23 protein-coding genes are annotated in these 24187 nt (G+C 55.4%); 9 read left to right on the forward strand and 14 right to left on the reverse strand.

What is annotated here, in order from left to right:
- Positions 1-141: 141 nt before the first annotated feature.
- Entirely contained in the window at positions 142-1251 is a 1110-nt protein-coding gene (locus AC1Z3F_RS10315; RefSeq protein ID WP_483565652.1) for a glutathione S-transferase C-terminal domain-containing protein, read from the reverse strand.
- 228 nt (positions 1252-1479) lie between these two features.
- On the opposite strand from AC1Z3F_RS10315, the gene AC1Z3F_RS10320 reads away from it, so the two are divergent.
- Positions 1480-1965, forward strand: a complete 486-nt coding sequence (locus AC1Z3F_RS10320; protein WP_131089013.1) for a MarR family winged helix-turn-helix transcriptional regulator — start codon at positions 1480-1482, stop codon at positions 1963-1965.
- Here the strand turns inward: AC1Z3F_RS10320 and AC1Z3F_RS10325 are convergent.
- A complete protein-coding gene (locus AC1Z3F_RS10325) occupies positions 1962-3806 on the reverse strand; it encodes an ABC transporter ATP-binding protein (protein WP_483565653.1) in 1845 nt (614 codons plus the stop codon). The two genes, AC1Z3F_RS10320 and AC1Z3F_RS10325, sit on opposite strands and share 4 nt — an antisense overlap.
- Before the next feature lie 103 nt (positions 3807-3909).
- Between AC1Z3F_RS10325 and AC1Z3F_RS10330 the strand changes: the two genes are divergently transcribed.
- Entirely contained in the window at positions 3910-4383 is a 474-nt protein-coding gene (locus AC1Z3F_RS10330) for a MarR family winged helix-turn-helix transcriptional regulator (protein ID WP_131089015.1), read from the forward strand.
- A gap of 90 nt (positions 4384-4473) precedes the next feature.
- Here AC1Z3F_RS10330 and AC1Z3F_RS10335 read toward each other — a convergent pair whose 3' ends face one another.
- The 3 genes from AC1Z3F_RS10335 to AC1Z3F_RS10345 are packed head-to-tail and all read right to left on the reverse strand — an operon-like array spanning position 4474 to position 8489.
- Positions 4474-6378, reverse strand: a complete 1905-nt coding sequence (locus tag AC1Z3F_RS10335) for an SIP domain-containing protein (RefSeq protein WP_483565654.1) — start codon at positions 6376-6378, stop codon at positions 4474-4476.
- Positions 6379-6381: 3 nt separating this feature from the next.
- Positions 6382-7443 (reverse strand): FecCD family ABC transporter permease, encoded by a 1062-nt coding sequence (locus AC1Z3F_RS10340; protein WP_262199445.1) that lies wholly within the window; start codon positions 7441-7443, stop codon positions 6382-6384.
- Complete coding sequence (locus tag AC1Z3F_RS10345; protein ID WP_483565655.1) at positions 7440-8489, reverse strand: FecCD family ABC transporter permease; 1050 nt, start codon at positions 8487-8489, stop codon at positions 7440-7442. The genes AC1Z3F_RS10340 and AC1Z3F_RS10345 overlap by 4 nt, the downstream gene beginning before the upstream one ends.
- A gap of 20 nt (positions 8490-8509) precedes the next feature.
- Here AC1Z3F_RS10345 and AC1Z3F_RS10350 point away from each other — a divergent pair, with 20 nt between their 5' ends.
- A complete protein-coding gene (locus AC1Z3F_RS10350; RefSeq protein WP_131089019.1) occupies positions 8510-9310 on the forward strand; it encodes an MBL fold metallo-hydrolase in 801 nt (266 codons plus the stop codon).
- A gap of 3 nt (positions 9311-9313) precedes the next feature.
- Here the strand turns inward: AC1Z3F_RS10350 and AC1Z3F_RS10355 are convergent, their stop codons facing one another.
- The 4 genes from AC1Z3F_RS10355 to AC1Z3F_RS10370 form a co-directional block, all read right to left on the reverse strand.
- Positions 9314-9994 carry an ABC transporter substrate-binding protein gene (locus AC1Z3F_RS10355; protein ID WP_483565656.1) on the reverse strand — a complete coding sequence of 227 codons (681 nt, stop codon included), beginning with the start codon at positions 9992-9994 and terminating at the stop codon, positions 9314-9316.
- Positions 9900-10373: a hypothetical protein gene (locus AC1Z3F_RS10360; RefSeq protein ID WP_483565657.1), complete on the reverse strand. Its 474-nt coding sequence runs from the start codon at positions 10371-10373 to the stop codon at positions 9900-9902. Before AC1Z3F_RS10360 ends, AC1Z3F_RS10355 begins: the two co-directional genes overlap by 95 nt.
- 192 nt (positions 10374-10565) lie before the next feature.
- Positions 10566-11891, reverse strand: a complete 1326-nt coding sequence (locus tag AC1Z3F_RS10365; protein WP_165477295.1) for an ABC transporter permease family protein — start codon at positions 11889-11891, stop codon at positions 10566-10568.
- Positions 11888-12628, reverse strand: a complete 741-nt coding sequence (locus AC1Z3F_RS10370; protein WP_165477296.1) for an ABC transporter ATP-binding protein — start codon at positions 12626-12628, stop codon at positions 11888-11890. The genes AC1Z3F_RS10365 and AC1Z3F_RS10370 overlap by 4 nt, the downstream gene beginning before the upstream one ends.
- A gap of 129 nt (positions 12629-12757) precedes the next feature.
- Between AC1Z3F_RS10370 and AC1Z3F_RS10375 the strand changes: the two genes are divergently transcribed.
- Positions 12758-13018, forward strand: coding sequence for a thioredoxin (locus AC1Z3F_RS10375; RefSeq protein ID WP_131089022.1), 261 nt, complete (start codon positions 12758-12760; stop codon positions 13016-13018).
- Between the two features lie 73 nt (positions 13019-13091).
- The gene (locus AC1Z3F_RS10380; RefSeq protein ID WP_483565658.1) at positions 13092-13727 is read left to right on the forward strand and encodes a YqaJ viral recombinase family protein; all 636 of its coding nucleotides are present in this window, start codon (positions 13092-13094) and stop codon (positions 13725-13727) included.
- Between the two features lie 79 nt (positions 13728-13806).
- Here the strand turns inward: AC1Z3F_RS10380 and AC1Z3F_RS10385 are convergent, their stop codons facing one another.
- Positions 13807-14901 carry a mechanosensitive ion channel family protein gene (locus AC1Z3F_RS10385; RefSeq protein ID WP_131089023.1) on the reverse strand — a complete coding sequence of 365 codons (1095 nt, stop codon included), beginning with the start codon at positions 14899-14901 and terminating at the stop codon, positions 13807-13809.
- Between the two features lie 228 nt (positions 14902-15129).
- On the opposite strand from AC1Z3F_RS10385, the gene AC1Z3F_RS10390 reads away from it, so the two are divergent.
- Together AC1Z3F_RS10390 and AC1Z3F_RS10395 are read left to right on the forward strand one after the other, a co-directional pair.
- Positions 15130-16128 carry a PhzF family phenazine biosynthesis protein gene (locus AC1Z3F_RS10390; protein WP_242632483.1) on the forward strand — a complete coding sequence of 333 codons (999 nt, stop codon included), beginning with the start codon at positions 15130-15132 and terminating at the stop codon, positions 16126-16128.
- Positions 16129-16188: 60 nt separating this feature from the next.
- Positions 16189-17634, forward strand: coding sequence for a DHA2 family efflux MFS transporter permease subunit (locus tag AC1Z3F_RS10395; protein WP_131089025.1), 1446 nt, complete (start codon positions 16189-16191; stop codon positions 17632-17634).
- A gap of 86 nt (positions 17635-17720) precedes the next feature.
- Here AC1Z3F_RS10395 and AC1Z3F_RS10400 read toward each other — a convergent pair whose 3' ends face one another.
- Together AC1Z3F_RS10400 and AC1Z3F_RS10405 are read right to left on the reverse strand one after the other, a co-directional pair.
- Positions 17721-17900, reverse strand: coding sequence for a CsbD family protein (locus tag AC1Z3F_RS10400; protein WP_131089026.1), 180 nt, complete (start codon positions 17898-17900; stop codon positions 17721-17723).
- A 103-nt stretch (positions 17901-18003) separates the two neighbouring features.
- Entirely contained in the window at positions 18004-18435 is a 432-nt protein-coding gene (locus AC1Z3F_RS10405) for a DoxX family membrane protein (RefSeq protein ID WP_131089027.1), read from the reverse strand.
- Positions 18436-18595: 160 nt separating this feature from the next.
- Here AC1Z3F_RS10405 and AC1Z3F_RS10410 point away from each other — a divergent pair, with 160 nt between their 5' ends.
- Together AC1Z3F_RS10410 and AC1Z3F_RS10415 are read left to right on the forward strand one after the other, a co-directional pair.
- Positions 18596-19282, forward strand: coding sequence for a TetR/AcrR family transcriptional regulator (locus AC1Z3F_RS10410; RefSeq protein ID WP_131089028.1), 687 nt, complete (start codon positions 18596-18598; stop codon positions 19280-19282).
- 102 nt (positions 19283-19384) lie between these two features.
- Entirely contained in the window at positions 19385-20617 is a 1233-nt protein-coding gene (locus tag AC1Z3F_RS10415; protein WP_131089029.1) for an acyl-CoA dehydrogenase family protein, read from the forward strand.
- A gap of 74 nt (positions 20618-20691) precedes the next feature.
- Here the strand turns inward: AC1Z3F_RS10415 and hrpB are convergent, their stop codons facing one another.
- Together hrpB and AC1Z3F_RS10425 are read right to left on the reverse strand one after the other, a co-directional pair.
- A complete protein-coding gene (gene hrpB, locus AC1Z3F_RS10420) occupies positions 20692-23259 on the reverse strand; it encodes an ATP-dependent helicase HrpB (RefSeq protein WP_131089030.1) in 2568 nt (855 codons plus the stop codon).
- Positions 23256-24041: an alpha/beta fold hydrolase gene (locus AC1Z3F_RS10425; protein ID WP_131089823.1), complete on the reverse strand. Its 786-nt coding sequence runs from the start codon at positions 24039-24041 to the stop codon at positions 23256-23258. Before AC1Z3F_RS10425 ends, hrpB begins: the two co-directional genes overlap by 4 nt.
- Positions 24042-24187: the final 146 nt, after the last annotated feature.

Here is a 24187-nt window from a genome sequence, read left to right on the forward strand (position 1 = left end):
ATGTCGCTGACGGTTCGACTCAAAACTAAAACTGAAGAAAAGCTCAAGAAATGGAAAACCCCTGAGCTGGCAGGTTTTGACGATTTCAAAACGTCACCCGAACCCAGGGGTTAAGACCACTTAGCCTAAGCGTTCTACTAGCTATGCCGAGTACAACGGGTTGTGGCCGGCTTGCACGCGCTCTTCGGCTCGAACTTCACCCGGTGCGGTGCCGTTGAGGAACGGACCGTTATCGGCCAACTGATCACGACCCGAGAGTTCTAACCAGTTTTCTAGCACTGGACCCTTCGGGATGATCTGGGTTGGGTTAATGTCTTCATGCACCACGTAGTAGTGAGCCTTGATCTGTTCAAAGTCGATGGTGTCACCAAAACCAGGGGTCTGGAACAGATCACGGGCATAACCCCAAAGGTTAGGCATCTCGACCAGCTTGTTGCGGTTGGTCTTGAAATGACCGTGATACACCGGATCAAAACGCACCAAGGTAGTAAACAGACGTACGTCCGCTTCGGTGATGTAGTCCCCCATCAAGAAACGACGGGTAGCAAGTCGCTCTTCCAGGAAATCCAACGTATCAAAAAGACGATCGTAAGCGTCGCTGTAGGATTTCTGATCCCCAGCAAATCCTGCGCGATATACGCCGTTGTTCACTTCGGTGAAGATCCGCTTGATCAGCGGAAGCATTTCATCTAGCTGATCTTCCGGCACCAAATTTGGTGCACCCTCGCGATGGAATTCTTTCCACTGGGTGGATAGGTCCCAGGTGATTTGTGGGTACTCATTGGTGACAACGGCACCGGATGGGATATCCACGATGGCCGGAACGGTGATGCCACGAGGGTAGTCAGCAAAGCGCTTGAAGTAGTTTTCTTGGATTCGTTCGGTGCCTAGAACTGGATCTTTCCCGTCTGGATCTAGATCAAAAGTCCAGCTGCGGGCGTCGTGGGTTGGCCCGGGAAGCCCAACGGACAAGGCATCTTCTAGGCCAAGCAGTCGGCGAACAATGAGGGTGCGGTTGGCCCAAGGGCAAGCACGAGCTGCCACCAAGCGGTAGCGCCCTGCTTCTACTGGCCACAGCTGGGCACCTTCAGAAACACCGGCCAACGGATGACCGATCTTGCTGTCGTTATGCTCATTGCTGTAATTTTCTGGCGCAGTATCAGCGACAATCCGGTCTTGGATGTAGTTGGTATCACGGGTGAATTCTCCGCCGGTGACATAGGCACCCTTCGTTGAATATTCTTCGCTCATCGTTTCCCTCCAAAGTCCTTCATGCTCTACACATTCAGTGTGCTTCCACATCGACCCTAGAACAACGGCTGCCCGTTGAACATGATGATGTGAATCAATATTTCGGCAGGTAGCTGGCCATCAGTTAATTGACGTGTCAGCCTATGTTGCCAAAACCAACCTTACACGAGATGATTGATGCGTCAACAAAATTTTATTGGGCTAACGATACAAGGGTGAAAGAAAATCATGAAGAGCGACGAGACCCGCTGGCTCACCGATAGCGAGCAGGAACTCTGGCGCACGATACGCGAGTTCCTCTGGCAATTCCCCAGCGCAATGGACCGTCAGTTACTCCGCGATGCACAAATGCAGTCCGGGGAATATTCGGTTTTGGCGGTACTTTCAGAGACTCCGGAACCAAGTTTACGTCCCGCTGACGTTGCTCAAGGACTTCGCTGGGACCGCTCCCGACTTTCACACCTGCTTCGTCGTATGGAAGCCAAGGGCTTGATCAGCCGTTGCTCGGATGAAACCGATCGCCGCGGTCACCAAATTGCGCTCACCGAATTGGGTCAACAAACCATCCAAAGTGCAGCGCCGACCCACGTCACCTTTGTGCGCGAAACGCTCTTTGATTCCCTTGATCCTGCAGAACGCAAAGCACTGGAATCCGCGTTGCCAAAGATCCTGGACTCACTGGAAAAGCAAGGGCTCAGAGACTCCTCCTGCTAGTTCCTTTGCGCGGCTAGCTCGCTGTTTTGAACTAATCGCGCAAAGCGACCACCAAGGGCCACCAGCTCGTCGAAGGTTCCTGCCTCAGCAATCTGGCCATCTTCGAGCACCACAATTTTATCCGCACGCATCACAGTGCTTAGCCGGTGTGCAATGAGCAGAGTAGTACGCCCAACTGCAAGCTCATCCAGCGCCTGCTGCACCAACGCTTCGGTGACTGTATCCAGTGCGCTAGTTGCCTCATCCAGCACCAGAACCTTTGGCTTGCGCAGCATGGTTCGAGCGATGGCCAGACGTTGCTGTTCTCCACCGGAGAACCGATGGCCACGCTGACCTACCTCGGTATCTATGCCCTGAGGCAACCCGCGGATGAGCTCTGCAATCTGCGCAGCTTCGAGCGCCTGCCACAGTTGAGCTTCGCTTGCTTCCGGTGCAGCCCAGAGCAAGTTAGCCCTGACAGTATCGTGCAACAAGTAGCTCTCCTGAGCCACCACAGAGACCACATTCGCGATGCCTTCTGGCGCATAGTCTTTGAGGTCAACTCCGTCGAGCAGCACCTGTCCCGAAGTTGGGTCCAGCAATCGTGGAAGCAATGAGCCTAGAGTGGACTTACCGGAACCAGTAGAGCCGACCACTGCGGTCATCGTGCCGGCTTCAAGTGTCAGATTTAGTTGATCCAAGGTCGCCCGATTAGCTTGCGGGTAGCGGAAGCTCACGTTGCGAAGCTCTACGTACCCATGAACATTTTCTGGTTCCACCGGCTTTGGATTCTTCGGCACCGGTAATTCTTGCTCAGTATCAAGGTACTCAAAAACCCTGCTGAACAAGGCCATGGCCGAAACCCACTGAACCGATAGTTGCATCAAGCCCATGACTGGACGGAAGATCCCAGCTTGTAGCCCAGTGAAGGCAACCAGGGTACCGATACTCATTCCTTCGCCTGTCACCGGCAATCCGGCAGCCAGATAGAGGGCAGCTGGAATAGCCGCAAAAATGATGCTCATGGTGGCCATGCGCCAGCGTCCGGCTAGGGCGCTTTTCATTTCAAGGTCAATGAGCTTATGGCTGGAATCCGCGAAGACCGCAGCGTCCGCACTACCAGTGCCCATGATCTTGGACAGGCGTACTCCTGAGATGCTCAGCCGCTCTTCAATCAGCGAGGTCAGGTTAGACATCTCGCGCTGTCGCTTACCGGTGACCGCGCGCCGCAACTTTGCGGTCTGTTTGGCCAGCAAAATTGCCGGAGGGAAGACAATCAAAGAAATCAGACTGAGCTTCCAAGAGATAGCAACCATGGCTACTGCTGTTGCCACCACGGTGGTCAGGTTTGAAGCGATACTGGTTGCCGAATTGGTAATGACCGACTGCATCTGCCCGACATCATTGATCAATCGAGATTGGACGTCCCCTGAACGGGAGTTGGTGAAAAATCCGAGCGACTGTTTCTGTAAGTGGGTAAAGAGACCGGTACGCAGTCGGTGCATAACGCGCTGCCCCATCAAGGTGGCGCGCCACGTTTGCAGCACTTCCAGCACCGCGGTAGCTAGCGCAATGAGCACCAGTCCCCCGGCGCCGAACATCAGAAGCCGAACATTGCTATTGGGAATGGCGTCATCAATCAGCTCGCGGACAATGAAGGGTTGAGCGAGGCCAATGATGGACGAGGCTACGATCAGTAGGACCACGACGATGACAGAGCCCAGGTGCGGTCTAAAAAGTTCGGCCACACGCTTGAGTGAGACCGGATGCTCGGCTAGCCATTGTTTATCTTGGGCCGAATTTTTCATGCGGCCACCACCGGTAGGCGCGGCCGGTGCTCCGTGCGTTGCTCCTGAACTCATAGATCCTCCCTCATCACTCTTTTCACACAAAGAATAGCAGAGGTAACCTCACTATGTGGTTTCATCTTGAATTTGTTCTGAAGAACACACTATTCTTGAAAGCATGCAGAACGAAGAGTCCAAGGATGACTTGGCAGATCTCTTTCTCCGGGCCTCGCGCGTTATCCGCGGGCGCTGGCGAGAAAACCTCATCCCCTTAGGGATCACCCCACATCAATCGCGAGTGTTGAGCCTGCTCAGCCATGCCGAAAACCAGGGGATGCGCAACTCGCACTTAGCAGAGCGACTACATATCGCCGCGCGCTCCACCACCGAGGTTGTCGACCAGCTTGAAGCTAAAGAGCTGGTGATCCGCACCCCGGATCCTGCAGACCGACGTGCCACACTCATCGCACTGAGCCCCAGTGGCAAGGCTCAAATAGGTGAGCTGACTCGGCTTAGACGCGAGAGCATGGACGGGTACTTTGAAAAGCTTCCGGGCGATGATCGCAGGGAGCTCACCCGCCTGCTGGAGATCCTAAACAGGGAAAATCCTCGCCCACGGCGTTCCGATTGCAAGCCTGCGAGCAGCAACTAGTTCTCAAAACCAAAAAGCGGCGGCCCTGAAAACCATTTAATGATTTTCAGGGCCGCCGCTTTGGAATAGTCCAAGGACTAAAATTCAGTTCTAGTTTTCGGTCTTCCCACGACGCCAGTAGCCCATGAAGGCCACCTGCTTGCGATCTAGACCCGCTTCACGCACCAAGTAACGGCGCATTTCCTTCACGGTCGCTGCCTCACCGGCAACCCACGCGTAGAACGGGGCGTTGTTGGCTTGGCCGGTCTCCCAAAGAATTTCGGAATCAATGTCAATGTCTTCAGGCTCGGCGTTGGTATCAACAACACCGGCTGCCGGGATTGCCACGACCTGACGCAAGGCCGATCGTAGTAGCTCCCCGTGCTCACTATTTCCGCGGGTAAGCCACTGTACGGACACCCCAGAACGAGTCGAAGCACCCAGAATGTCGGTGGTCTCTGGCACCTCGATCAGGGCATGTCCGGTGACATGAGAAGGTAATGACTCAAGGATCGCACAAATTGCCGGAGCGGCCGTTTCATCCCCGGCCAGCACAATGCGGCCGGCATCGCCTGGACGGAATTCGATGCCGCCGTAGCTGGAATCATTGAGGAACTTATTAGGGCCAAGGACCAACAGTTGGTCACCCACCTGGGCGCGATCACCAAACTCGGTGGCTGGACCGCCGTGTAGCTTTCCATCCACCATGTGTCCGTGCATCACAAAATCAATATCTAGCTCTGCAGTGAGCCCAGCGTTATCTCGGTGACCGGCTTCGCGGAAGGCACGAACGGTGTAGGTGCGCATGTGGCCGCGGGTGTCCGGATCAATGGATAACCAGCGCTTGTACCAACCGACTTGATCCGCTGGACTGGTCATCGCGTTCGGGCGCATCGAGGCAATTTCGTCGGTCAGCGCGGTACCGCCAGCTGGTGGCAGCAACAACTTGATCCGCATATCCAATGGGTGACTGTTGGTCCCAAAGTAATCCAGGTCGTTGCCGCTGAAAGTCAGACGGCGGAAGGAAGGTGAGAGTTCTTGACGTTTGATCAAGGTGGTCTCAAAAGCCAACGTTGGAACGTGCTCGTAGGCCGGGCGAACGCTCTGTTCAGATTCGCCGGTCGTCTCATCTTGTTCTGCTTCAGCTGGCTGCGTACCGGTAGAAGGCTCAAGTGCTTTGGGCTCACTGCGGAAAATACCCTTGGAGGCCAGCACCTGCTCGGTGCGCAATACCCGGTGACGTCCGATAGGTAGAACCAGTGGAGTGCCACCCACCGGGTCAGGGATAACTCGGCTTGGCATCCCAAAAACATCTTTAACTGTCTTTTCGGTCACCACTTCATTCGGGTGCCCGGCAGCGTAGATCTTTCCGTGACGCAGGGCCACCAGATAATCGGCGTAGCGCGCTGCCAGGTTCAAGTCGTGCAACACAATGACCACGGTGATGCCGCGACTACGATTCAACTCGCTGACCACATCAAGCACCTCAAGCTGGTGCGCCACGTCCAAGAAGGTGGTGGGCTCATCAAGTAACAACAGGTCAGTTTCCTGGGCCAGCGCCATGGCGATCCAGACACGCTGACGCTGCCCACCAGAGAGCTCGTCGACTGCACGGTCGGCAAGCTCGGTGGTGCCGGTCATTTCCATTGCGTGGTTCACTGCCGCTTCATCTTCAGCGGAGAAGCGCTTGAATAAGCCCTGGTGTGGGTAACGTCCACGGCTGATCAGCTCGCGGGCGGTGATTCCATCCGGCGCGGTTGGTGACTGTGGCAGCAGACCCAAAATCTTTGCGACTTCCTTGGCCGGCTTGGAATGAATATCCGCCCCGTCCAACAGCACCTGCCCACCGGTGGGCTTAAGCAGTCGTGATAGGGCGCGCAAGAGGGTGGACTTGCCGCAACCGTTTGCGCCGACCACAATGCTCACCTGCCCGGTGGGGATGTCCAAGGACAGTTCGTCGACAATGGTGACCTTGTCATAGGCCAAGGTCAGATCGCTAGCCTGCAAAGTGGCCATGGGTTAGCCCCCGTTTCCGGTTGAGTTGGCGCGCACCAAAATCCAAATCAGGAACGGTGCGCCGAATGCGCCGGTAATTACCCCTACCGGCAGTACAAGATCTGCGAACAAATTTGCTGCAAAAAAATTGGCGATAATCACCAGGGTTGCGCCGGTCAATCCGGCAAGGGGAATGTTGATTGGCCCACGCGAAAGGGCCGCGCTAATCGGACCGGCAAGGAACGCCACAAAGGCCAGTGGCCCGGTCACTGCAATGGGCATCGCCCCCATAGCGACGGCCACAAACACCAGCAGCGTGCGAGCCTGGCTGACATTGACGCCCAGTGCCGCTGCCGAATCCTCGCCCAGTTCCAGCATTTTGAGCTGACGCAGCACAAAGGGAAGGAAGACTCCCCCAATAATTCCTAGGCTGATCAAGAGCACCAGGGCGCTATGCCAGTTGCTCGAAGACAGTGAACCGGAGAGCCAATGCATCACGTCGCTCGCGGTATTCACCTGAGCTTGGGTCAGAAGATATTGGATCAGTGCCTGCAGCATGGATCCGATGGCTAGCCCAGCCAAAATCAATCGTGGCCCGGTGCGTTTACCCGACGCTGAAAGCCAATAAATCAGCGCGGCGACAATCAGTCCACCGGCTAAGGCGAAGACGTTCAGTTTCCAGTCGGTATAACCCAGGGTGATCATCGCGAACACCGCGGCGGCCGAGGCACCGTAGCCCACGCCGATCACATCGGGGCTGGCCAGTGGGTTGCCCAGCCAACGCTGGAAGAGTGCGCCGGAGATACCAAGACCCGCACCAGCCAAGGCGCCAACAGCTACTCGTGGCAGCCTATCGGACATGATAATAAAGCTCGTTCCGGGGACCTTTTGGCCGCTAAGCACCTGTAGAACTTCGGTGGCAGGTAGGCGGTCGCGGCCCCAAAACAGGTAAGCCACGATGGAAAGAATGATGGCGGCCGACATCCAGATGGTGGTTCGAAGCACCCGGTTTTTAGTCCTTTGCGGCCGGCTCTGTTCCGCTTTGTTTTGCTTCACCGTCTCTTGCGTCATTTCGTTGGTGCTCATAGGCTCACCGACTTCATGCCGCTGCGCATCATCAGGATAAAGAGGGGTCCGCCGATCATTGCGCACATGACGCCAACTTGGATTTCACTCGGTGGCGCGATCACTCGTCCCACGGTATCAGCCACCAATAAGAGGATCGGCCCGGCCAGCAAGGACCCAGGCATTAACCACCGGTAATCCGAGCCCACCAGTAAGCGCACGGCGTGCGGGATCATCAAGCCAACAAAGGCGATGGGCCCGGCCACCGCCGTGGCGGTACCGGCCAGGATGACCACACCGATCGAGCCCAGCAGGCGTGCTCGTCCTAAGTTGAAGCCTAGCGCGGTGGCAGTGTCATCTCCCATGGAGACGGCGTTGGACACCCGCGCGGTAGACAAAACAATTAATGCTCCAACGGCCACAACCGGCGCCGCACCAAGGAACGTGTCTAGTGGAGTGCTGGACAGGGATCCGATCTGCCACATGCGGAATCGATCTAGGGTGGAATCCGAGATCATCAGAATCGCGTTGGTGACGGCCCCTACGCCCACGGCCAGGGCCGCGCCGCCTAGGGCCAGCTTGATGGGGGTGGCACCTTCACGCCCCACATTGGCCACCACGTACACCAAGGTCATCACCAGCGCCGCACCAATAAAGGCGGCAATCATGATCCCGGTCAGCGAGCTAACACCCAAAAAAGCGATGGCAACCACCACGCTCATCGCGGATCCTGCGTTCAGTCCCAGAATTCCGGTATCGGCCAACGGGTTGCGAGTTAGACCCTGCAGTCCTGCACCGGCCATGCCCAAGGCGGCCCCGACCACGATGGCCCCGATGGTCCGTGCAAAGCGCGAAGCGACCACGCCTTGATCTCCGTTGGTGGCATCAAAATGCCACAGCGCATCACTGAGCGCGGACAGCGAAACGGCGCGTGCGCCAAAGAGCAACGACGCGCAAATGGCAACTACCAACAACACTCCGAGGATGATAAATGCCCCGATTTTGCGTGGCAGACGCGGACCGGCAGCTTCGTGCTCTGGGCGCGTCACACTTTCAGTCGAGGTCATAGGTTCCTACACTCATTGCTATGGATCATCTTTCCGCTCCCACCCTGATTGCTCCGGGTATCGCTTTGTTGCAGGCCGATAACCCTTCGGAAATGACGTTGGATGGGACTAACTCCTATTTGCTCTTCGACCCGAAAATTTCTGCGTTGAGCCCCGGTACCCCGGTGGTGTTGATTGATCCAGGACCCGAGCTTCCCGCTCATTTGGAATCGCTGGCCCAATTTGAAATTCAGTTGGTGCTGATCACGCACCGCCATGGCGACCACACCGACGGTATCAACTACCTGCATCGGCTGTGCCAGGCACCGGTTCGCGCCCAGTTGAACGAATACTGCCGGGATGCGGCAGCGTTGGAAGACCACGAAGTCATTAGCTGCGCGGGCATCAACGTTCAGGTTCATTTCACTCCGGGCCACACCTCGGACTCGGTGTGCTTTACGCTCAACGGTGTCAGCCCGCACCTGTTCACCGGCGACACCGTATTGGGTCGCGGGACCACTATTTTGGATCATCCGGACGGAACGCTGGAAGATTACCTTGCTTCCTTGGATCGGCTGCTGCGCCTTGATGACATGCCCCTGCATCCAGCGCACGGCGAGCAACACACTGCCTCGCATCAGTTGTTGCGTGCCTACCTTGCGCATCGTGAGTCCCGATTGGATCAAGTTCGTGGGGCCCTGATTAAACTCGGCAAGGCCGGGGCGGACGTTGACCCAGCTCAATTGCTGGACGTTGTCTACCCCGACCTGGATCCGCGCCTGGTTGGCGCGGCTAGCCGATCCTTGGAAGCGCAGTTGCACTATCTAGCGTCGAATCGCTAGCAGTTACTTTGCTTTGGCTGCGTTTTCGGCAGCCTTTACGATTTTTGGAACCACGGTGTCCAAGGACCATTCCAGGGACAGCGGCGAAGCTGCCGAGATAGCTAGGGTTGCTTCATCGGTGCCTGGCAGTGCCACCGCGTCACTCTTCACCGCAGGGATCTGACCGTACAGCGGCTGCGACTTCACGATGTCTTTAGTGGTGTTACCGGCGATCGCTGAGGAGAAGACGATATCTGAATCCCACTCGTTGACTTTTTCAGGGGAAACGGTGAAGAAGAACGTATCCTTGGCGGCGTTGTTCTGCACGTAGTCAGCCTGCTTCATGCCCAATGCCGTCAAGAAGCGTGGACGGGTGTCGCCTTCGGAGTACACGTACGCGGTATCCGGGGCGGACAAGTCAGCTGCGATGAAGGTTGTATCCTTCAGGACTGGGTTGTCCTCGCCGACCTTAGCCAAGTCGCCTTCAACCTTCTTGATCAAAGTTTGTGCTTGATCTTCCTTACCGAGCATCTGTCCGGCGGCTTCGGTGACTTCCTGCCAGCCGGAGGTGTAGTTCGGCTTGATTGGACCGACTACCGGTGCAATCTCTTTAAGCTTTTCGTACTGTTCCTTCTTCAGTCCCGAGTAAGGAGCGAAGATGACATTCTGGCTTGCTCTTGGCGATGGCGGTGTAGTCAGGGTCATCACCGGTGGTGAACTGTGCTGGAGCCTTCTCGGAACCGATGGAGGCGTCAAGCTTGGCCAGCGCCTCGTCCTTCCACTGCGTGGAATTGTTCTTGTTCTGGCCGTAAGTGTCGGCATCCATGCCTACTGGAACGGTGTCCAAAGCCAACAACGTGTCAGCGTTGACCCATGAGATGGTAGCTACGCGCTCTGGCGCCTTATCAATCTTGGTCTCACCATAAATGTTCTTGATGGTGACCGGGGCGAAATCTTCGCCAGCTTTGGCTGATGAATCAGCCGAAGAATCTGCGGAAGTGCCCGAGGAACCGCAAGCGGTCAGGCTCAGAGCGAGGATTGCGGTGGACGCGGCGAAGATTCCGGCGCGACGTGAAATTTTCATGGGTCGGTGATTCCAGACTATGCGAGGTTCTGTGAAACATTACTGCCAAGATAGGTAAGGGTTACCTATCCGAGCCGTATGCCACGATACGCGGTAATCGGATCAATACGCAACACGAAGCGTACCTAATCACCGCCCATGAAGTGATGCTAACCATTTACTGAATCAGAGAATGGACCCTGATCACTGTCTTTATCTTCCAGCCGTTAGCAACTTTTTCGGATCCGCGACCAATATTGATGCCCTAACCAAAAGCAAACCAAGTAACACGGCGACAATAACGGTAAGCACCGTCAGTGGGCTGAGGATGACTGCCATCCCAGCCAACGGCAGGACCAGAACGGTCGAAGCGATCGCAAAACCGATCGACGCAGTCAGCGCCGGGATCATCAATGAATTAGTGCGCGCCGAATTCATGGTGGAGTACGGCATCCCTAGGCGGTGTAGTCCTGAGTACAGTGGCGCCCGGTCCAAGGTACTTGCGCTCTGGCTAATAGCGGAGGACGTAGCCACGCAAATGAAGGTTATTGCCAAGGTCACCAGAACGCCGGTGAGAATATCGCCGGGTAAATAGTCATACCAGGAGTGATCTATTACATCTGTTGCTGACTGTTGCATCAGGGCTGCGCCACTGCCTCCCACCACAGCAACAAATGAGGCCATCGCGACGCCGGAAACCTGTCGCCAAGACTCGGCGGGACTTTCCAAGATCATTCGTGCGGCCAGGAGCTGTTGTGGAGTTTTAGCCGTCTTGAGCTTGCGCTTGCCCACCTTAGAAACAAGGTAGGGGCCAACTAAGTTCAGCACGAGTAGTCCGAAACCAAAGCCAGCAAGAATCACCACGATGATTACGGCAATACTTTCAGTCACTTTCCCCAAATTGAGGAAGACCAAACACAACACAATGATGCTGCCTACCGAAATCAAAGCGCGGACCCAGCTTGGCACCGGCACCGTTCTGCGAGTAGCCACAGACAAGGGCGAGATAACTAACTTGCGTAGACCCGCAGCTGCGCTGATGGCGGAGAGAAGAACGACAGCGAATACTGCTATCGCAACAATCCAAGCCGGCAGATAAATGGCCTTGCCAATGGGTGCTCCTTGGAACCGAATCAATGACGCCAACGGAGCACAAGCCAAGTACAGCACCACACCGGCGAGCGCACCGGCACATGCCGTGGCAGCCGCTTGAATCACGGTCACCGCACTAATCTGTGCTCCGGTTCCACCGAGTAACCTCAGCGAAGATAGCGCCCGGTCATTAGCTCGTGCAGATAGTCTGGCAGCGGCTGACCCAAGTACTAGAAGCGGCACCACAAGGAGCACTACCGCTATTCCCGCCAATGGAAGATATGCTCCTTGAGCTTCGGCTTCAAAGCTGGTGAAGGAATACGCTCCACCAAGTACGATCAGCAGAATCGTGCTGACCATGGCGTAAGCACTGACGGTGAGAACTTGAGGTGCTAGACGAGCCTTGGCTGGGCGCCCCAGCAGCCAGGCTAGATGCAATAGGTTCATCGGGTTTGACCCACAAAAGTGCTGCTGCCCTGGCGGCTGTCACTGATCAGGTTCCCGTCGCTGAGTTTTACAACGCGGTCACAACGCTCAGCTACCGACGGGTCATGGGTCACCATGACCAATGACTTTCCCGCACCCACGGTGCAAGCGAGCAACACGTCTAGTACTTCGGCACCGGTAGTTGAGTCCAAAGCGCCGGTAGGTTCGTCGGCAAAAACAACCATGGCACCAGTGACCTGCGCACGGGCAATCGCTACTCTCTGCATCTGTCCGCCAGAGAGCTGGCCTATTCGACGTTGCTCCATTCCAGCAAGACCTAACGCAGCCAAGACTTGGCCTGCCTGCATCATCGCAGTTTGACGCGAGGTTCCGTTGATCATCAAAGCCATTGCCACGTTCTCTTCGGCAGTAAGCTCTGGGATTAGCAGTCCTGCTTGGAAAACGAATCCGAAGGACTGGCGGCGCAGTTTGGTTCGAGCTTTGTCATTGAGCTGTTGCAGATCTACTCGTGCTTGTCCGGGAAGGTCCAAGATTAGGCTTCCCGTATCTGGCAGTTCAATGCCTGCCAGCGCGTGAAGCAAAGTTGATTTGCCGGATCCTGACGGACCCATAATTGCCAGTGATTCTCCGAGGGAGATTTTCAGATTTACGCCATTGAGCGCGGTGGTGGAGCCGAAACTACGGCGTAGGTCCTGTGCATTGAGTACGGGTGGATGATCTATGGAATTTTCAAGCATGATTCAATGTTTTCAATATTGGTCTGCTTGCACATCGGTGCACGGGCCGAAGTAGCTGCGAGCAGGGTTCATCCCGCAGTAGGAGCGATTCTGACTTGAACCAGTCCTACAGGAGTTCTAGAGCAACTAATGAAATTGGAACTGTACACACAGCCCTTTTGCGCACCCTGCGTTCGTACTCGCCAGACTGTAGCTAGAGCCCAAGAACTACTTCCTGATTTAGAAGTAGAAGAAGTCAATGTGGTGGAGCAAGTTCAACGCGGCGAGGACCTGGGAGTCACCAGCACGCCAATGATTCGCTTGATGCAGGGCGACACGGAAAAATTCCGCGCCAGTAATACTCCTACTTTGCCTCAGCTTTTGACTGCTATCGCCCGTGCCAGCGACTAGTCTCACCTAGTTCAGTAGCTGCAGATGCACGGTTCTTCTGGGTTTATGGGGAAGAATAGATCAGGTGATAACTGTGCCCGGCGTTGAACATGAATGTTTCCAACGCGTCCTCGCTGATTCAACTAATCGTATTGAATGGCTGCGGGCACGAGCGCAGGGCATCACCGCCACCGACGTGGCCAAACTTTCCACTGAGAAGTCCATCAAGAATGCCGCGTGGGACAAGCTCTACGGCAACGGTTTTTCCGGTAATCCCTACACCGATCACGGTCGCAAGCGCGAGCCAGTCATCGCCGCCTGGGTGCAAGAAAATTTCAACATTTTCCCTTCGTCCCAGCTTTTTCATTCCCAAGCTTCACGACTTCATTTAGCCACCCCCGACGGGCTGGGATTTGATGCTGACGGTGCTCCGGTCTTAGCTGAAATCAAGACCACCAATAAGCCACTGAAAAGAATCCCCAAGAACTACCTGCGCCAGATTCTGTGGCAACAGCATGTCATTGGGGCAGAACGTACGCTGTTTGTTTGGGAAGAACATCAGGATTTTATTCCGTTGCGTGATGTGCCCGAGTACCTCTGGGTGGAACGCGATGATGAACTGATTCAGGACCTCATCGACAAGGCCGAGTCTTTGATTTCCGCCCTGCGCGAGGCCACCGCCAGACAGCAACGTTACGACGACTATGGCCCGGCAGCTCTTCGCCTCTAAATCACACTGAACGCAATTGACCCCCAACACCTAATGTGGTGTTGGGGGTCAATTGCTTAATTACGCTCTTACTTCAGGATCAGACGGTGTTGCCGGGAACCATCCGAGGATCGGGTAGGCACTCCGGGTAGCTTTCTAGTAGCTCGCCCAAAAGCTTTTCGCGGATCATATTGCGCAGACTCCACAGGTCTCCGGCATTTCGTGAGGAGAGGTAGATGGTCACGGTCTGTAGACCATTCTGAACATCCGTCACCAGAAGCTCATTTTCTCGGCCATCCCACCAGTCCGACGCTTCAAGTAGCTCGGTGGTGCGCTCGCGCAGGTAGGCCACCGGCGCATTAAGTTTCAGTTGCAACGCGACGTTGCCAGAAATTTCAGTGCTGCGACGTGACCAGTTCTCAAACGGTGTGGTGGTGAAATACGTGGAGGGCAGAATCATTCGGCGACCGTCCAACAGTAGGACCACCACATAGGACAGGGTGATTTCTTCAACCGAGCCACGCTCCCCCTCAACCACCACGGTGTCATCCACTCGGATTGAATCGGTGAAGGCAACTTGCAGCCCGGCAAACACATTGGCCAGCGTTGATTGCACAGCCAAACCGACAACTACCGAGGCCAGACCAGCTGAGGCCAAAAGTCCTGCGCCCAGGGCCCTGACTTGCTCGATGGTCAACAGCACGGCGGCTACTGCGAGGATGCACAATACGGCGATGAGCACGCGGCGCATCAACCCCACCTGAGTTTGCACCTTGGCCAAACGACGCCCAGGACCAAACTTTGATTCGAACCGCAGCATCATGCCTGATTCGACAACGCGCACCAGCTTGATGATGAACCACGTCAGGAAGATTACCAGGATGATCAGGATGACAAACTGCCACGGGTTGTACCAAGAACGGTCCCGGTAGAAGAGGGCAAAGGCCGACTTGGCGATGATTGAGGTGACCAATCCAAAGAAGGGAAGTCGGGTAGCGCGAACATCGGCTTCTTCTACACCGATGCGTTTGAGCATGCGCCGCGCAACGGTACTAAAGGCGAAGGCTAAGAGCGCGGCAACGACTGCACCGGCCAGAACGACAGCCCAGAATTGCATGGACTCAGGAAGAAAGCTTGAAACTTTTATAACTTCCTCGACCGTATCGTCTATAGGTTCAACGGGGGTAGGTGACATGTTTTAAGGATGGCACAAGGCACTAGAAAAATGCTGTGCAGAAACTTGTTGAATCCTTGTCTAGGCCGTTATTTTTCAGCGGTTTTGCTCACAGTACCCGTTGTGGATTTGGTGCTGGCGGTGCCGGATACCGCATGAGGACTAAGCATGGATCTCTTGATTACGTTTTGCTAGGCCCTGCGCGTAACACCCGATCAACCTGAGGATTAATGTGCCACCATGCTAAGTATGAGCCGAACATTTGCTTATCAGCAGGTTGATGTCTTCGCGCCCACTGCTTTTAATGGCAATGGGCTAGGAGTCGTATTCGACGCTGATCAACTCACTGATGACCAGATGCAACATTTCGCCCAGTGGCTGAACCTTGCCGAAACGGTATTTTTTGTTGAGCCCACTTCCGAAGAGGCCGACTACGCAATCCGTATTTTCACTCCGAGTACCGAGCTGCCCTTCGCCGGGCATCCCACCTTGGGTGCGGCGCATGCTTGGTTAGAGTCAGGCGGAGTCCCCGGCCCGGGCGGAAATCTCATTCAACAGTGCGAAGCAGGATTGGTTCCGGTCCGCGTAGAACGCGAAAGCACCGACAGCCATTCACGTCGCCTGGCCTTCTTAGCTCCTCCACTGACTCGTTCAGGCCCTTTGGAACCTGATGTCCTGCAATGGGCCATTAGTGGCCTGGGCCTTCACGAGGACGACGTGGTTGACCACCAGTGGCTGGTCAACGGTCCACATCCTGCGGGTCTCGTTCTGCGCGATGCAGATATCGTTCTGGGGATTGAACCAGACTACGAAGCCCTGCAAGGGCTTGAAGTTGGAGTCATCGGACCTTATACGGCGTCCAGTGTTTCTCACGGCGTCTGGCAGCCACGTGGTTCAGTACTCCCCCGGGTTTCTGGAACCCGAGAAGAACTTCGCCCCCTAGATTTCTCCGACCTTGAACGTTCCGAAGAACGCTTTGGCTCGGTAGTTCTGCAACCGCCTGCCGACTTCGAGGTACGCGCCTTTGTCTCGGGAGAAGCGGTGCCAGAAGATCCAGCCACCGGTTCACTGAACGCGGCCTTCGGCATTTGGCTGACTCAGTCCGGTTACGCTCCGCAGCGATACACCGTACGCCAGGGAACCCGAGTTGGTCGTGGCGCGATCTTGCATATCGAAGCCACCGAAAAAGGTGTGTGGGTCAGTGGCGATGTGGAGACTCGCATTTCAGGTGATGTGAGTTTCGACTGATTCGCCCTCATAGGCTAACTATTGATTCCTTTGTCGGCAATCAGGCACTAACCTTGACCAGTGCCTGAAACTGCGAACCCTAATACTGACTTTGATAAGAAAGCCGCGTGGCGTGCCCTCTGGGCATTAGTCATCGGCTTCTTCATGATCCTGTTGGACACCACGATTGTCTCCACAGCGATGCCTTCCATCATGACTTCTTTGGATGCTGACATATCCAGCATCTTGTGGGTCAACAGCGCCTACCTGCTCACCTTTGCAGTGCCGCTACTGGTCACTGGACGCCTTGGCGACCGCTTTGGACCACGCAATATCTACCTCATCGGTATGGTCATCTTCTCCTTGGCTTCACTGTGGTGTGGCCTGTCTGATTCGCTGGGCTCATTGGTTGCAGCCCGCGCGGTTCAGGGCTTGGGTGCCGCGATGATCTCGCCCCAGGCGATGACCATGATTACCCGTCTGTTCCCTTACCAGCACCGCGGTGCTGCCATGGGACTGTGGGGCGCCGTAGCAGGTATTGCCTCGCTGATCGGCCCTATCGCCGGCGGCCTATTAGTTGACTCCGTGGGCTGGGAATGGATCTTCTTCATCAACCTGCCTATTGCTGTAGTCAGCTTGGTCATGGTCTTCAAGTTTGTTCCGCGTTTGGCCCCGCAGGCCCACTCCTTTGACTGGCTGGGTGTTGCGCTCTCGGCAGTGGCGATGTTCTGCCTAGTCTTTGGTATTCAGGAAGGCCAGTCCTCGAACTGGGAGCCATTCATTGGCCCAATTTCCTCATGGCACCTAATCATTGCTGGCATCCTACTGATGGCCGTTTTTGTGTGGTGGCAGAACAAGACCAAATCTGAGCCACTGGTTCCGCTGCGTCTATTCAAGGTCCGCAACTTTTCGCTGGCCAACGTTGCCATCGCAGCCATGGGCGTCACTATCGCCACCATGAGCTTGCCAATGGTCTTCTTCTTGCAGAACGTTCGTGGACTGACTCCTACCGAGTCTGCGCTGATGATTTCACCTATGGCCGTGGTTGGTATTTTCATCGCCCCACGCTTGGGCAAGATGGTCAACAAGCTCAGCCCACGCAAACTCGCAGTTCCGGGCTTCATACTCTTTGGTGGCGCCACGGTGGTTTATGCGTTCATGATGCACGCCGCGATTCCGCTGTGGACGTTGCTGATTCCTTCGGCCGTTCAGGGTGTCGGCTCTGCAATGATTTGGCCGTCGCTCTCCTTGGCTGCCACCCGCGACCTCACTCCACGCGATGCTGGAGCTGGCTCCGGTATCTACAACACCACCCGTCAGATCGGTTCGGTGCTGGGTTCAGCATTGATCGCGGTGATGATGGATTCTCGTGTCCAGGCACAGATCGAAAAGGCCGGATCTAAAGATCCAGCAACGCTGATGGAAGCAACATCGGTTGGTCTGGGTCAGGCACTGTTGCTACCCGGATTTGTCGCTGTCGCCGCCGTGATCGTGGCAGCATTCCTCAGCCCTGGCAAGAAAGCCTAGCTTCAAGGCCTGCTGCCCGTAGGCACGAAAAACGCCCTTGCGATTAACGATCAATCGTCATTCGCAAGGGCGTTTCTCTGTGCTAATTAGACCTTGTCCGAAGGGCCGTCGGTGTTGTCACCCTTGAACTCATCGACCTTTTCGCCAATTTTCTCTTGAGCATCAGCAGCAAAGTCTTTGATGTTCTCGGTGGCTTCACCGGCGAACTCTTTTGCGCTCTCGACTGCTTCGCCCAGCTTCTTCTTTGCATCATCTAAGAAACCCATTGGTTCTCCTCTTAGCTTGTGTTCCAAATCTAACCACTAACAACGCCAGCCTTCAGGCTCAACTTACCGCTGGTGAACTTTGAGAGTCAGCAACGGCGCAATGCTATTTGTCTTTCTTGACCTTCTTGGCGCCCTTACGAGCAAAGATCAATGCAGCTGCGATACCTGCAAGCCAGAAGTCCTTGGCCAACGCGGTGCCGTCTGCAGTTGGACGTACGCCATCAGATTCGGTCATACCTGGGGTACGTAGGTAGGAGGAGAGTAGAACTGCAGAGAATGCACCCAGTCCTAGACCCGCCAAACGTGATGGCACCAGTGGCAGCAACAGTGCGCTACCCAGTGAGATTTCCGAGATGGAAACAACCTTGCCAAAGACACTTGGTTCTAGTTCGGCTAGCTGAGGCACACCGTTGGAGGCCATCTGCTGCAGACCGGCTGCGCTAGCTTCATCAATGCGCAGCTTGTTGATGCCGCTGTTGAGAATGAATGCGCCACTGACCAATCGTAGTGCGGCGTTTGCGATCGAGATTCCCATGGGCCCTCACTTCTCTTTCCGTTGTGAACAAAAAGCGTTCCATAAAAGAACGCGTTACTGTTCAGCGTAGTCATGGCGGGTGTGGTTCACAATCATTTCGACGGCGCGCTTGTCTGTTCTCAGGATTCTGTAAACAAGTTTCGTGCTAAATTCGTAAATCATGATCGCTTCTTCCGCTGTACCTCCGGCCGCACTTGATTTGCTAATTTCACAAGGCTTTGACGCCACAAGTGTTGATGAGCTGGCAACCGCCGCAGGGATCTCACGTTCTACTTTCTTCCGCCGTTTTGGCTCCAAAGAGAACATGGTATTTGCCGACCAAGAAATGATCATCACCCACGTTCAGACAACTCTGGCTGCCTCATCCGTGGACGCAATTTCGACCCTTGTTGATGCGGCCCATGTAGTTTTTGATCAGTACACGGTTAATCCAGAAGGAGCTCAGCTGCGCCATAAGCTGCTGTCCTCTGTTTCCTCGTTGCGTGAACGAGAGCTGGTTTCTACCCATCGCTACGAACGCGCTTTTTACGACTTCCTCTCCCGACGCGGGTTGACCAACACCGCCTCGGAAAAGGCTCTGTGCTTGGGCGTCAGCGCAGGGCTGGTAGCAATTCACAATGATCACCTGCGCGGCTGGATCAAGGACCCCACCAGTACCGACCGAGGCAAACTGGCACATGATGTCCGGTTGTTCCTAGGGCGCTTTGCCGACTTATTGGGTTCTGAAGGTAGCGAATCGGTCACAGCTTCGCCGGCCCCCACCGTTGTTGTATCAGTGTTGGATCCAGGCGCCGACGAGCAGTCCATCTTGCAAGCGGTCTCGGCAGCGCTCAAAGAACGAGGCTAACAAAGCTCCCGCGTTTTGAAACCTAGTTTCTTGACATGACACCGAGTTCCACTAGGCTTGAGGTGATACCTTTTCCCTCTAGCCAATTTTGGAGCGCCTGAGATGACAGAGCAGTCAACCGGTATGGAATTTCCCACCGGAGTTGTTGAGCCTGATTACGATTTGTGGGCAGATGACGTCAACATTGACCCCACCGGAGTCTTCGCTGATGTGGATGCCGCTGACAACGCTTGGCGCGCTAAGGCACGTAAATTCATCTTGGATGAAGTCAAGGCAGACATTCATGAATACTGGGACAAGGCAGAGTACCCGCTGCACCTGATCAAGAAGCTAGGCGAACTGGATCTGCTTCGTGACGGCTTGAACTTAGACTCCCACGAAAAAATGAGTCCGCTGGCGGCCGGTTTGGTCAACATGGAAATGGCCCGCGGCGATGGGTCGGTGGCCACCATTGTTGGTGTCCAGGGTGGACTTGCGGTGCGCTCAGTGCTGTACTGCGGTAGCCCAGAACAAATTCAGAAGTATGGTTTGCCAATGCTCGCCGGCGAGCTACCCGGCGCATTTGCGCTGACCGAACCGACCCACGGTTCTGACTCGGTGTCGCTAGAAACCCGAGCAACCAAGGTTGAGGGCGGCTACCGGATCAGCGGTGAAAAGAAATGGATCGGCAACGGCTCGATTGGTGGCGTCTCCATCGTGTGGGCACGCGATGATGAAGGTAAGGTCCGCGGTTTTGTTGTCCGTCAGGATGCCGAAGGCTACAGCGCGACGACCATTGCTAATAAGCTCTCCCTGCGTGCCATCTGGCAGGCACACATTCGCATGGAAAACGTCTTTGTTCCCGACGAAGATGTCTTGCCGGAAGCAACAAGCTTCAAGGATACCTCACGAGTACTGTTCGCTACTCGTCTGGGCGTTGCCTGGTCCGCGGTGGGACATGCCACTGCCTGCTATGAGTCGGCAGTGAACTACGCCAAGCAGCGCGTGCAGTTTGGCCGCCCGCTTGCCGCAAGCCAGATTGTGCAGGAGCGTTTGGCTCGCATGCAGTCCGAGCTGGCGTCCATTCAGGTGTTGGTCATGCAGGCAACTAAGCGAGAAACCACTGGCGAGCTCACCGGCCCGCAGGCCTCTTTGGCCAAGTACACCGCTACCCGTACCGCTCGTGCCATCGCTTCTAACGCTCGCGACTTGCTCGGCGGCAACGGTATTCTGACCAGCAACCGCGTAGCGCGACACTTTGCCGATATTGAAGCAATCCATACCTATGAAGGCACTGAAACCGTTCAGGCCTTGATTATGGGACGCGATATCACTGGCATTTCAGCTTTCGCCTAAGACTAAAGCACACACGTAGTCAGTACGTTGGAGACCAGTTCACATTGAACTGGTCTCCAACGTTTTGTCCATCGCTACTGACGATTTAATCTATTTTTTGTCTTGGCCGTAGCCACATGCTCCCACGGATTCTCCGGCCATGGATGCTTCGGATAACGCCCACGCATCTCGGAACGAACCTGCGCGTAAGGACCGTTAAAGAAGCTCACGAGGTCTTCCGTCACTGCCAGCGGAAAACCGCCCGGCGAGAGTAGATGGAACTGTACCGGGAGCTTGTCCCTAACTAAACGCGGGGATTTATCCAGTCCAAAGCACTCTTGCAATTTCACCGCGACCACCGCCGGGCCACTGTCCCCTACCGGTGGATAGGTAACAACAATCTTTGATCCTGATGGAACTTCTAGACGTTGCGGTACTAAGGAATCAAAGTCGTGAGCGTGCTCCCAGGGCAGCAAGTTGCGCAGTGCAGAGTACAGATCAACCTTGGCCACGTTCTTTCCGTTGGCTACCTGACGCAGAACAGGTTGCAACCAGTTCTGTGCATCATTACTTAGCGATTGATTATCCACGGCAACAAAGGGTTCGCCGAGCAAACGGTAGGCCACAGCCATTCGCCGACGCAGAGCATCAAAGTTTTCATGTTCACCGAAGAAGGCCATCCCTTGGTCTTGAATTGCTGACTCAACAGCTTTCATACCGAGCTCTTCAGTGGCTTTGATCGGATGGGAAGCTAACTCGATGGCGCCAAAGTTTTCTATCTTTCGTGCGCTAATCTTCCCATCGATAAATTCGGCAGTTTCAACGCTCTTGTGTAGCTGCGGAAGAAGCTCCATGGCTGTCTGCAGCTCAATACCGACGGCACGTCGGATCATTGCTTTAGACCCAGCACGGGCAACCTCGACTACAGCCACGTACTCTTCATGGGCCAACGGGCTATTTCTCGGCAACGTGGCACGAGTGCCTGATGCCAATAGATATTCATCGTGGCTGACCTTACGCGCCACCCATTGTGGGTAGGCCAAAGCGCTGACACCGGCCAGCGCATCGCGCTCTGTGCCAGCCAGTTGCTGCTTAGCTAAGGAAGCGCCGGTGTGCTGTTCTAGCAGTCGTTCAAGTCGCTCGGCTTCTTGCTTCCAGGCACGGTTCCCAGGATGCGAACTGCGCCGTACTGCCGATTCCAACTCGTGTAGATCCGCGCTGGCGATTCGCTCAGAGCTCGCCAAGAGAGCCACAGCTTCAGAAGCTGCTCGGGACCCGTAGATTTGTGCACCGTCGAGCAGTGCGCGAGCAGTTCGTGGGTCCGTGGGAATCTTGGCCATCTGCTCACCTTGGGCGGTGATGTACCCAGAATCATCCACGGCACCAAGGCTCTTGAGCACCTGCTCGTCACTAGCCATGGTGGATGCTGGTGGCGCTTCCCAAAGGTCTAGTCCCTCACCTCGCGGTGTTCCCCAGACGGCCATTGCCAGCCCCGCTGATACCAGATCACCAGTTCGAATTTCCGGGGTGGAGAATTCTGCGGCCGCAGCAAATGACTTTGGATCCAAGGTTCGCACAACACGTCCAGGGCCAAGTCGTCCAGCCCGGCCAGCACGCTGCGTTGCGGCGGCACGGCTGGCCACCACGGTCACGAGCCCTGACATTCCTCTGGCGTTATCCCGGCGCGGTTCGCGGGCATAACCCGCATCAATCACAAGATGAACTCTAGGGACGGTCAACGAGGATTCAGCAATGGACGTGGCGACGATAATTCGTGGTGCACTGCCCGACTCTGGAACATTGAGTATCGAGTCCTGTTGCGCCGAGGATATTTGCGAGTGCAGGGCCAGGGCGGTGACGCCACTGGCCGAAATTTGAGCGCAGACACGTTCTACTTCGCGCACGCCGGGAAGGAAAACCAAGGTGTCAACCGGTTCATCACTGTCTGCATTCATGGCGGCGGAGTGCTGAAGGCTCACGCTGGCCACATGTCGAAGGTATTCGTCCTTGAGCCCAAACTCATTGGTTCGAGCCGATGAAAAGCTATCAAAGCTTTCGGCGACCTCATACTGTGCGGTGCGCGCGCTGAGCACCGGAGCCGCAGCCTCACGGGTTAGAAACTGTGCAAGTTCTTGGGCATGCAAGGTGGCGCTCATCAGAATCAGTGAGAGGTCATCACGCAATTGACTGACTTGATTCACCATCGCCAAAAGAAGGTCGGTATCAATCGAGCGTTCGTGGACTTCATCGATAATGACCGCGCTGACGCCGGCCAGATCTGGATCCGCCAGCAACCTGCGCAGCATCAAGCCGGCGGTCACAAATTCAACGCGGGTGTTGGCCGAACTTTTTCGTTCTCCACGTACGGCAAAGCCCACCCGCTCACCCAGAGCGGTTCCGTCCAACTGCGCTAAGCGTCGAGCCGCTGCACGAGCTGCCACACGGCGAGGCTGGGTGACGATTATCTTTCCGTTCAACCCTGCCTGATCTAGTGCATTGGCTACCGTTGGCGGAACAATGGTGGTTTTACCAGAGCCCGGCGGTGCTTGAATGACTAGTGGTCCAGAAGGATTGTTTGCTAGGGCATCAAACAGCTCATTGCGGCTCGGGCCAAAGGCCAGACCCGTTGAGATCCGTTCAAGATCAAAGCCACCATCGCTCATACGCTTCGTCCGGACCAGAAGGATCGAATGGCAGAGATGATCGGGTCAATCGGGAACAAGGTTCCGCCATGGGTGCGCCCGGGCAGGGCCACCATGCGCGCATTGGGCAACGTGCGGGCCATGATTTTGTTTTGGTCAAAGCGGGGTTGATCCCGAGTGCCAATCAGCAACAGCGTGGGAATCCTAATTTTGGCCAGTTCGCTCAGCTCAACATTTTGTACTGTTTCGGCTGCTTCATAATATGCAGCGAGGGCCAGCGGATCATTGGATCTAAACGCCAGCCTTGTGGCAGGATCCAGCTTGCCGTTGGTTTCTTGGCCAGTAACAAATCCTTCGATATCTCCGCGACGCAGGGTTTCAAGGTATCCGGGGAAGAAGAGTTTGCCGATCTCCCCTTCGGTAATTTCGAAAGTGCCACCAAGCATGATCAATGAGATAACTTGTTCAGGGTGGGTCATGGCCAGGTGCATTCCGGTACGCGCACCAAATGAATAGCCAACAACATGTACTCGATCAACGTTGAGATGTTGAAGTACTGCTTGGATGTCGCTGATGACCTTGTCCATCGTGTAATCAGCAACGTCATGAGACTTGGAAGATTTCCCATGTCCACGCAGGTCCATGCGGATAGTTCGATGATCTTCGCCCAGAGCTTTGGTGTACCCCAGTCCCCGCCAGATAGAGCGAGACAAAGCAGAGCCATGTAAGAAGAGAATTGGCTCTCCGCCTGCACCATCATCATCAAAGAAGATATCTGAACCGTCGACAGGATTATTGATCATTGGCATGTCTTTGATTAAATCCCTTCGAAGCGAGGATGGCGAAATCCGAGTTCCGTACAAGCTATCGACAATGCCGTGCATTAGGTGAAGACTGACAGTACGTGAACAGGCCAAGGCCACCGATCACGGCAGACCATCCAAGTAGA

The sequence above is a fragment of the Glutamicibacter sp. MOO4 genome (assembly GCF_056934395.1).

What these genes read in the sequence shown, in the direction of transcription:
- AC1Z3F_RS10415 (WP_131089029.1), top strand. Translation starts at nt 19,385, where the DNA reads ATGACAGAGCAGTCAACCGGTATGGAATTTCCCACCGGAGTTGTTGAG.
- AC1Z3F_RS10320 (WP_131089013.1), top strand. Translation starts at nt 1,480, where the DNA reads ATGAAGAGCGACGAGACCCGCTGGCTCACCGATAGCGAGCAGGAACTC.
- AC1Z3F_RS10375 (WP_131089022.1), top strand. Translation starts at nt 12,758, where the DNA reads ATGAAATTGGAACTGTACACACAGCCCTTTTGCGCACCCTGCGTTCGT.
- AC1Z3F_RS10315 (WP_483565652.1), bottom strand. Translation starts at nt 1,251, where the DNA reads ATGAGCGAAGAATATTCAACGAAGGGTGCCTATGTCACCGGCGGAGAA.
- AC1Z3F_RS10385 (WP_131089023.1), bottom strand. Translation starts at nt 14,901, where the DNA reads ATGTCACCTACCCCCGTTGAACCTATAGACGATACGGTCGAGGAAGTT.
- AC1Z3F_RS10405 (WP_131089027.1), bottom strand. Translation starts at nt 18,435, where the DNA reads ATGGGAATCTCGATCGCAAACGCCGCACTACGATTGGTCAGTGGCGCA.
- AC1Z3F_RS10390 (WP_242632483.1), top strand. Translation starts at nt 15,130, where the DNA reads ATGAGCCGAACATTTGCTTATCAGCAGGTTGATGTCTTCGCGCCCACT.
- AC1Z3F_RS10410 (WP_131089028.1), top strand. Translation starts at nt 18,596, where the DNA reads ATGATCGCTTCTTCCGCTGTACCTCCGGCCGCACTTGATTTGCTAATT.
- AC1Z3F_RS10350 (WP_131089019.1), top strand. Translation starts at nt 8,510, where the DNA reads ATGGATCATCTTTCCGCTCCCACCCTGATTGCTCCGGGTATCGCTTTG.
- AC1Z3F_RS10370 (WP_165477296.1), bottom strand. Translation starts at nt 12,628, where the DNA reads ATGCTTGAAAATTCCATAGATCATCCACCCGTACTCAATGCACAGGAC.
- hrpB (WP_131089030.1), bottom strand. Translation starts at nt 23,259, where the DNA reads ATGAGCGATGGTGGCTTTGATCTTGAACGGATCTCAACGGGTCTGGCC.
- AC1Z3F_RS10425 (WP_131089823.1), bottom strand. Translation starts at nt 24,041, where the DNA reads ATGATCAATAATCCTGTCGACGGTTCAGATATCTTCTTTGATGATGAT.
- AC1Z3F_RS10335 (WP_483565654.1), bottom strand. Translation starts at nt 6,378, where the DNA reads ATGGCCACTTTGCAGGCTAGCGATCTGACCTTGGCCTATGACAAGGTC.
- AC1Z3F_RS10340 (WP_262199445.1), bottom strand. Translation starts at nt 7,443, where the DNA reads ATGAGCACCAACGAAATGACGCAAGAGACGGTGAAGCAAAACAAAGCG.
- AC1Z3F_RS10345 (WP_483565655.1), bottom strand. Translation starts at nt 8,489, where the DNA reads ATGACCTCGACTGAAAGTGTGACGCGCCCAGAGCACGAAGCTGCCGGT.
- AC1Z3F_RS10325 (WP_483565653.1), bottom strand. Translation starts at nt 3,806, where the DNA reads ATGAGTTCAGGAGCAACGCACGGAGCACCGGCCGCGCCTACCGGTGGT.
- AC1Z3F_RS10365 (WP_165477295.1), bottom strand. Translation starts at nt 11,891, where the DNA reads ATGAACCTATTGCATCTAGCCTGGCTGCTGGGGCGCCCAGCCAAGGCT.
- AC1Z3F_RS10400 (WP_131089026.1), bottom strand. Translation starts at nt 17,900, where the DNA reads ATGGGTTTCTTAGATGATGCAAAGAAGAAGCTGGGCGAAGCAGTCGAG.
- AC1Z3F_RS10355 (WP_483565656.1), bottom strand. Translation starts at nt 9,994, where the DNA reads ATGACCCTGACTACACCGCCATCGCCAAGAGCAAGCCAGAATGTCATC.
- AC1Z3F_RS10330 (WP_131089015.1), top strand. Translation starts at nt 3,910, where the DNA reads ATGCAGAACGAAGAGTCCAAGGATGACTTGGCAGATCTCTTTCTCCGG.
- AC1Z3F_RS10360 (WP_483565657.1), bottom strand. Translation starts at nt 10,373, where the DNA reads ATGAAAATTTCACGTCGCGCCGGAATCTTCGCCGCGTCCACCGCAATC.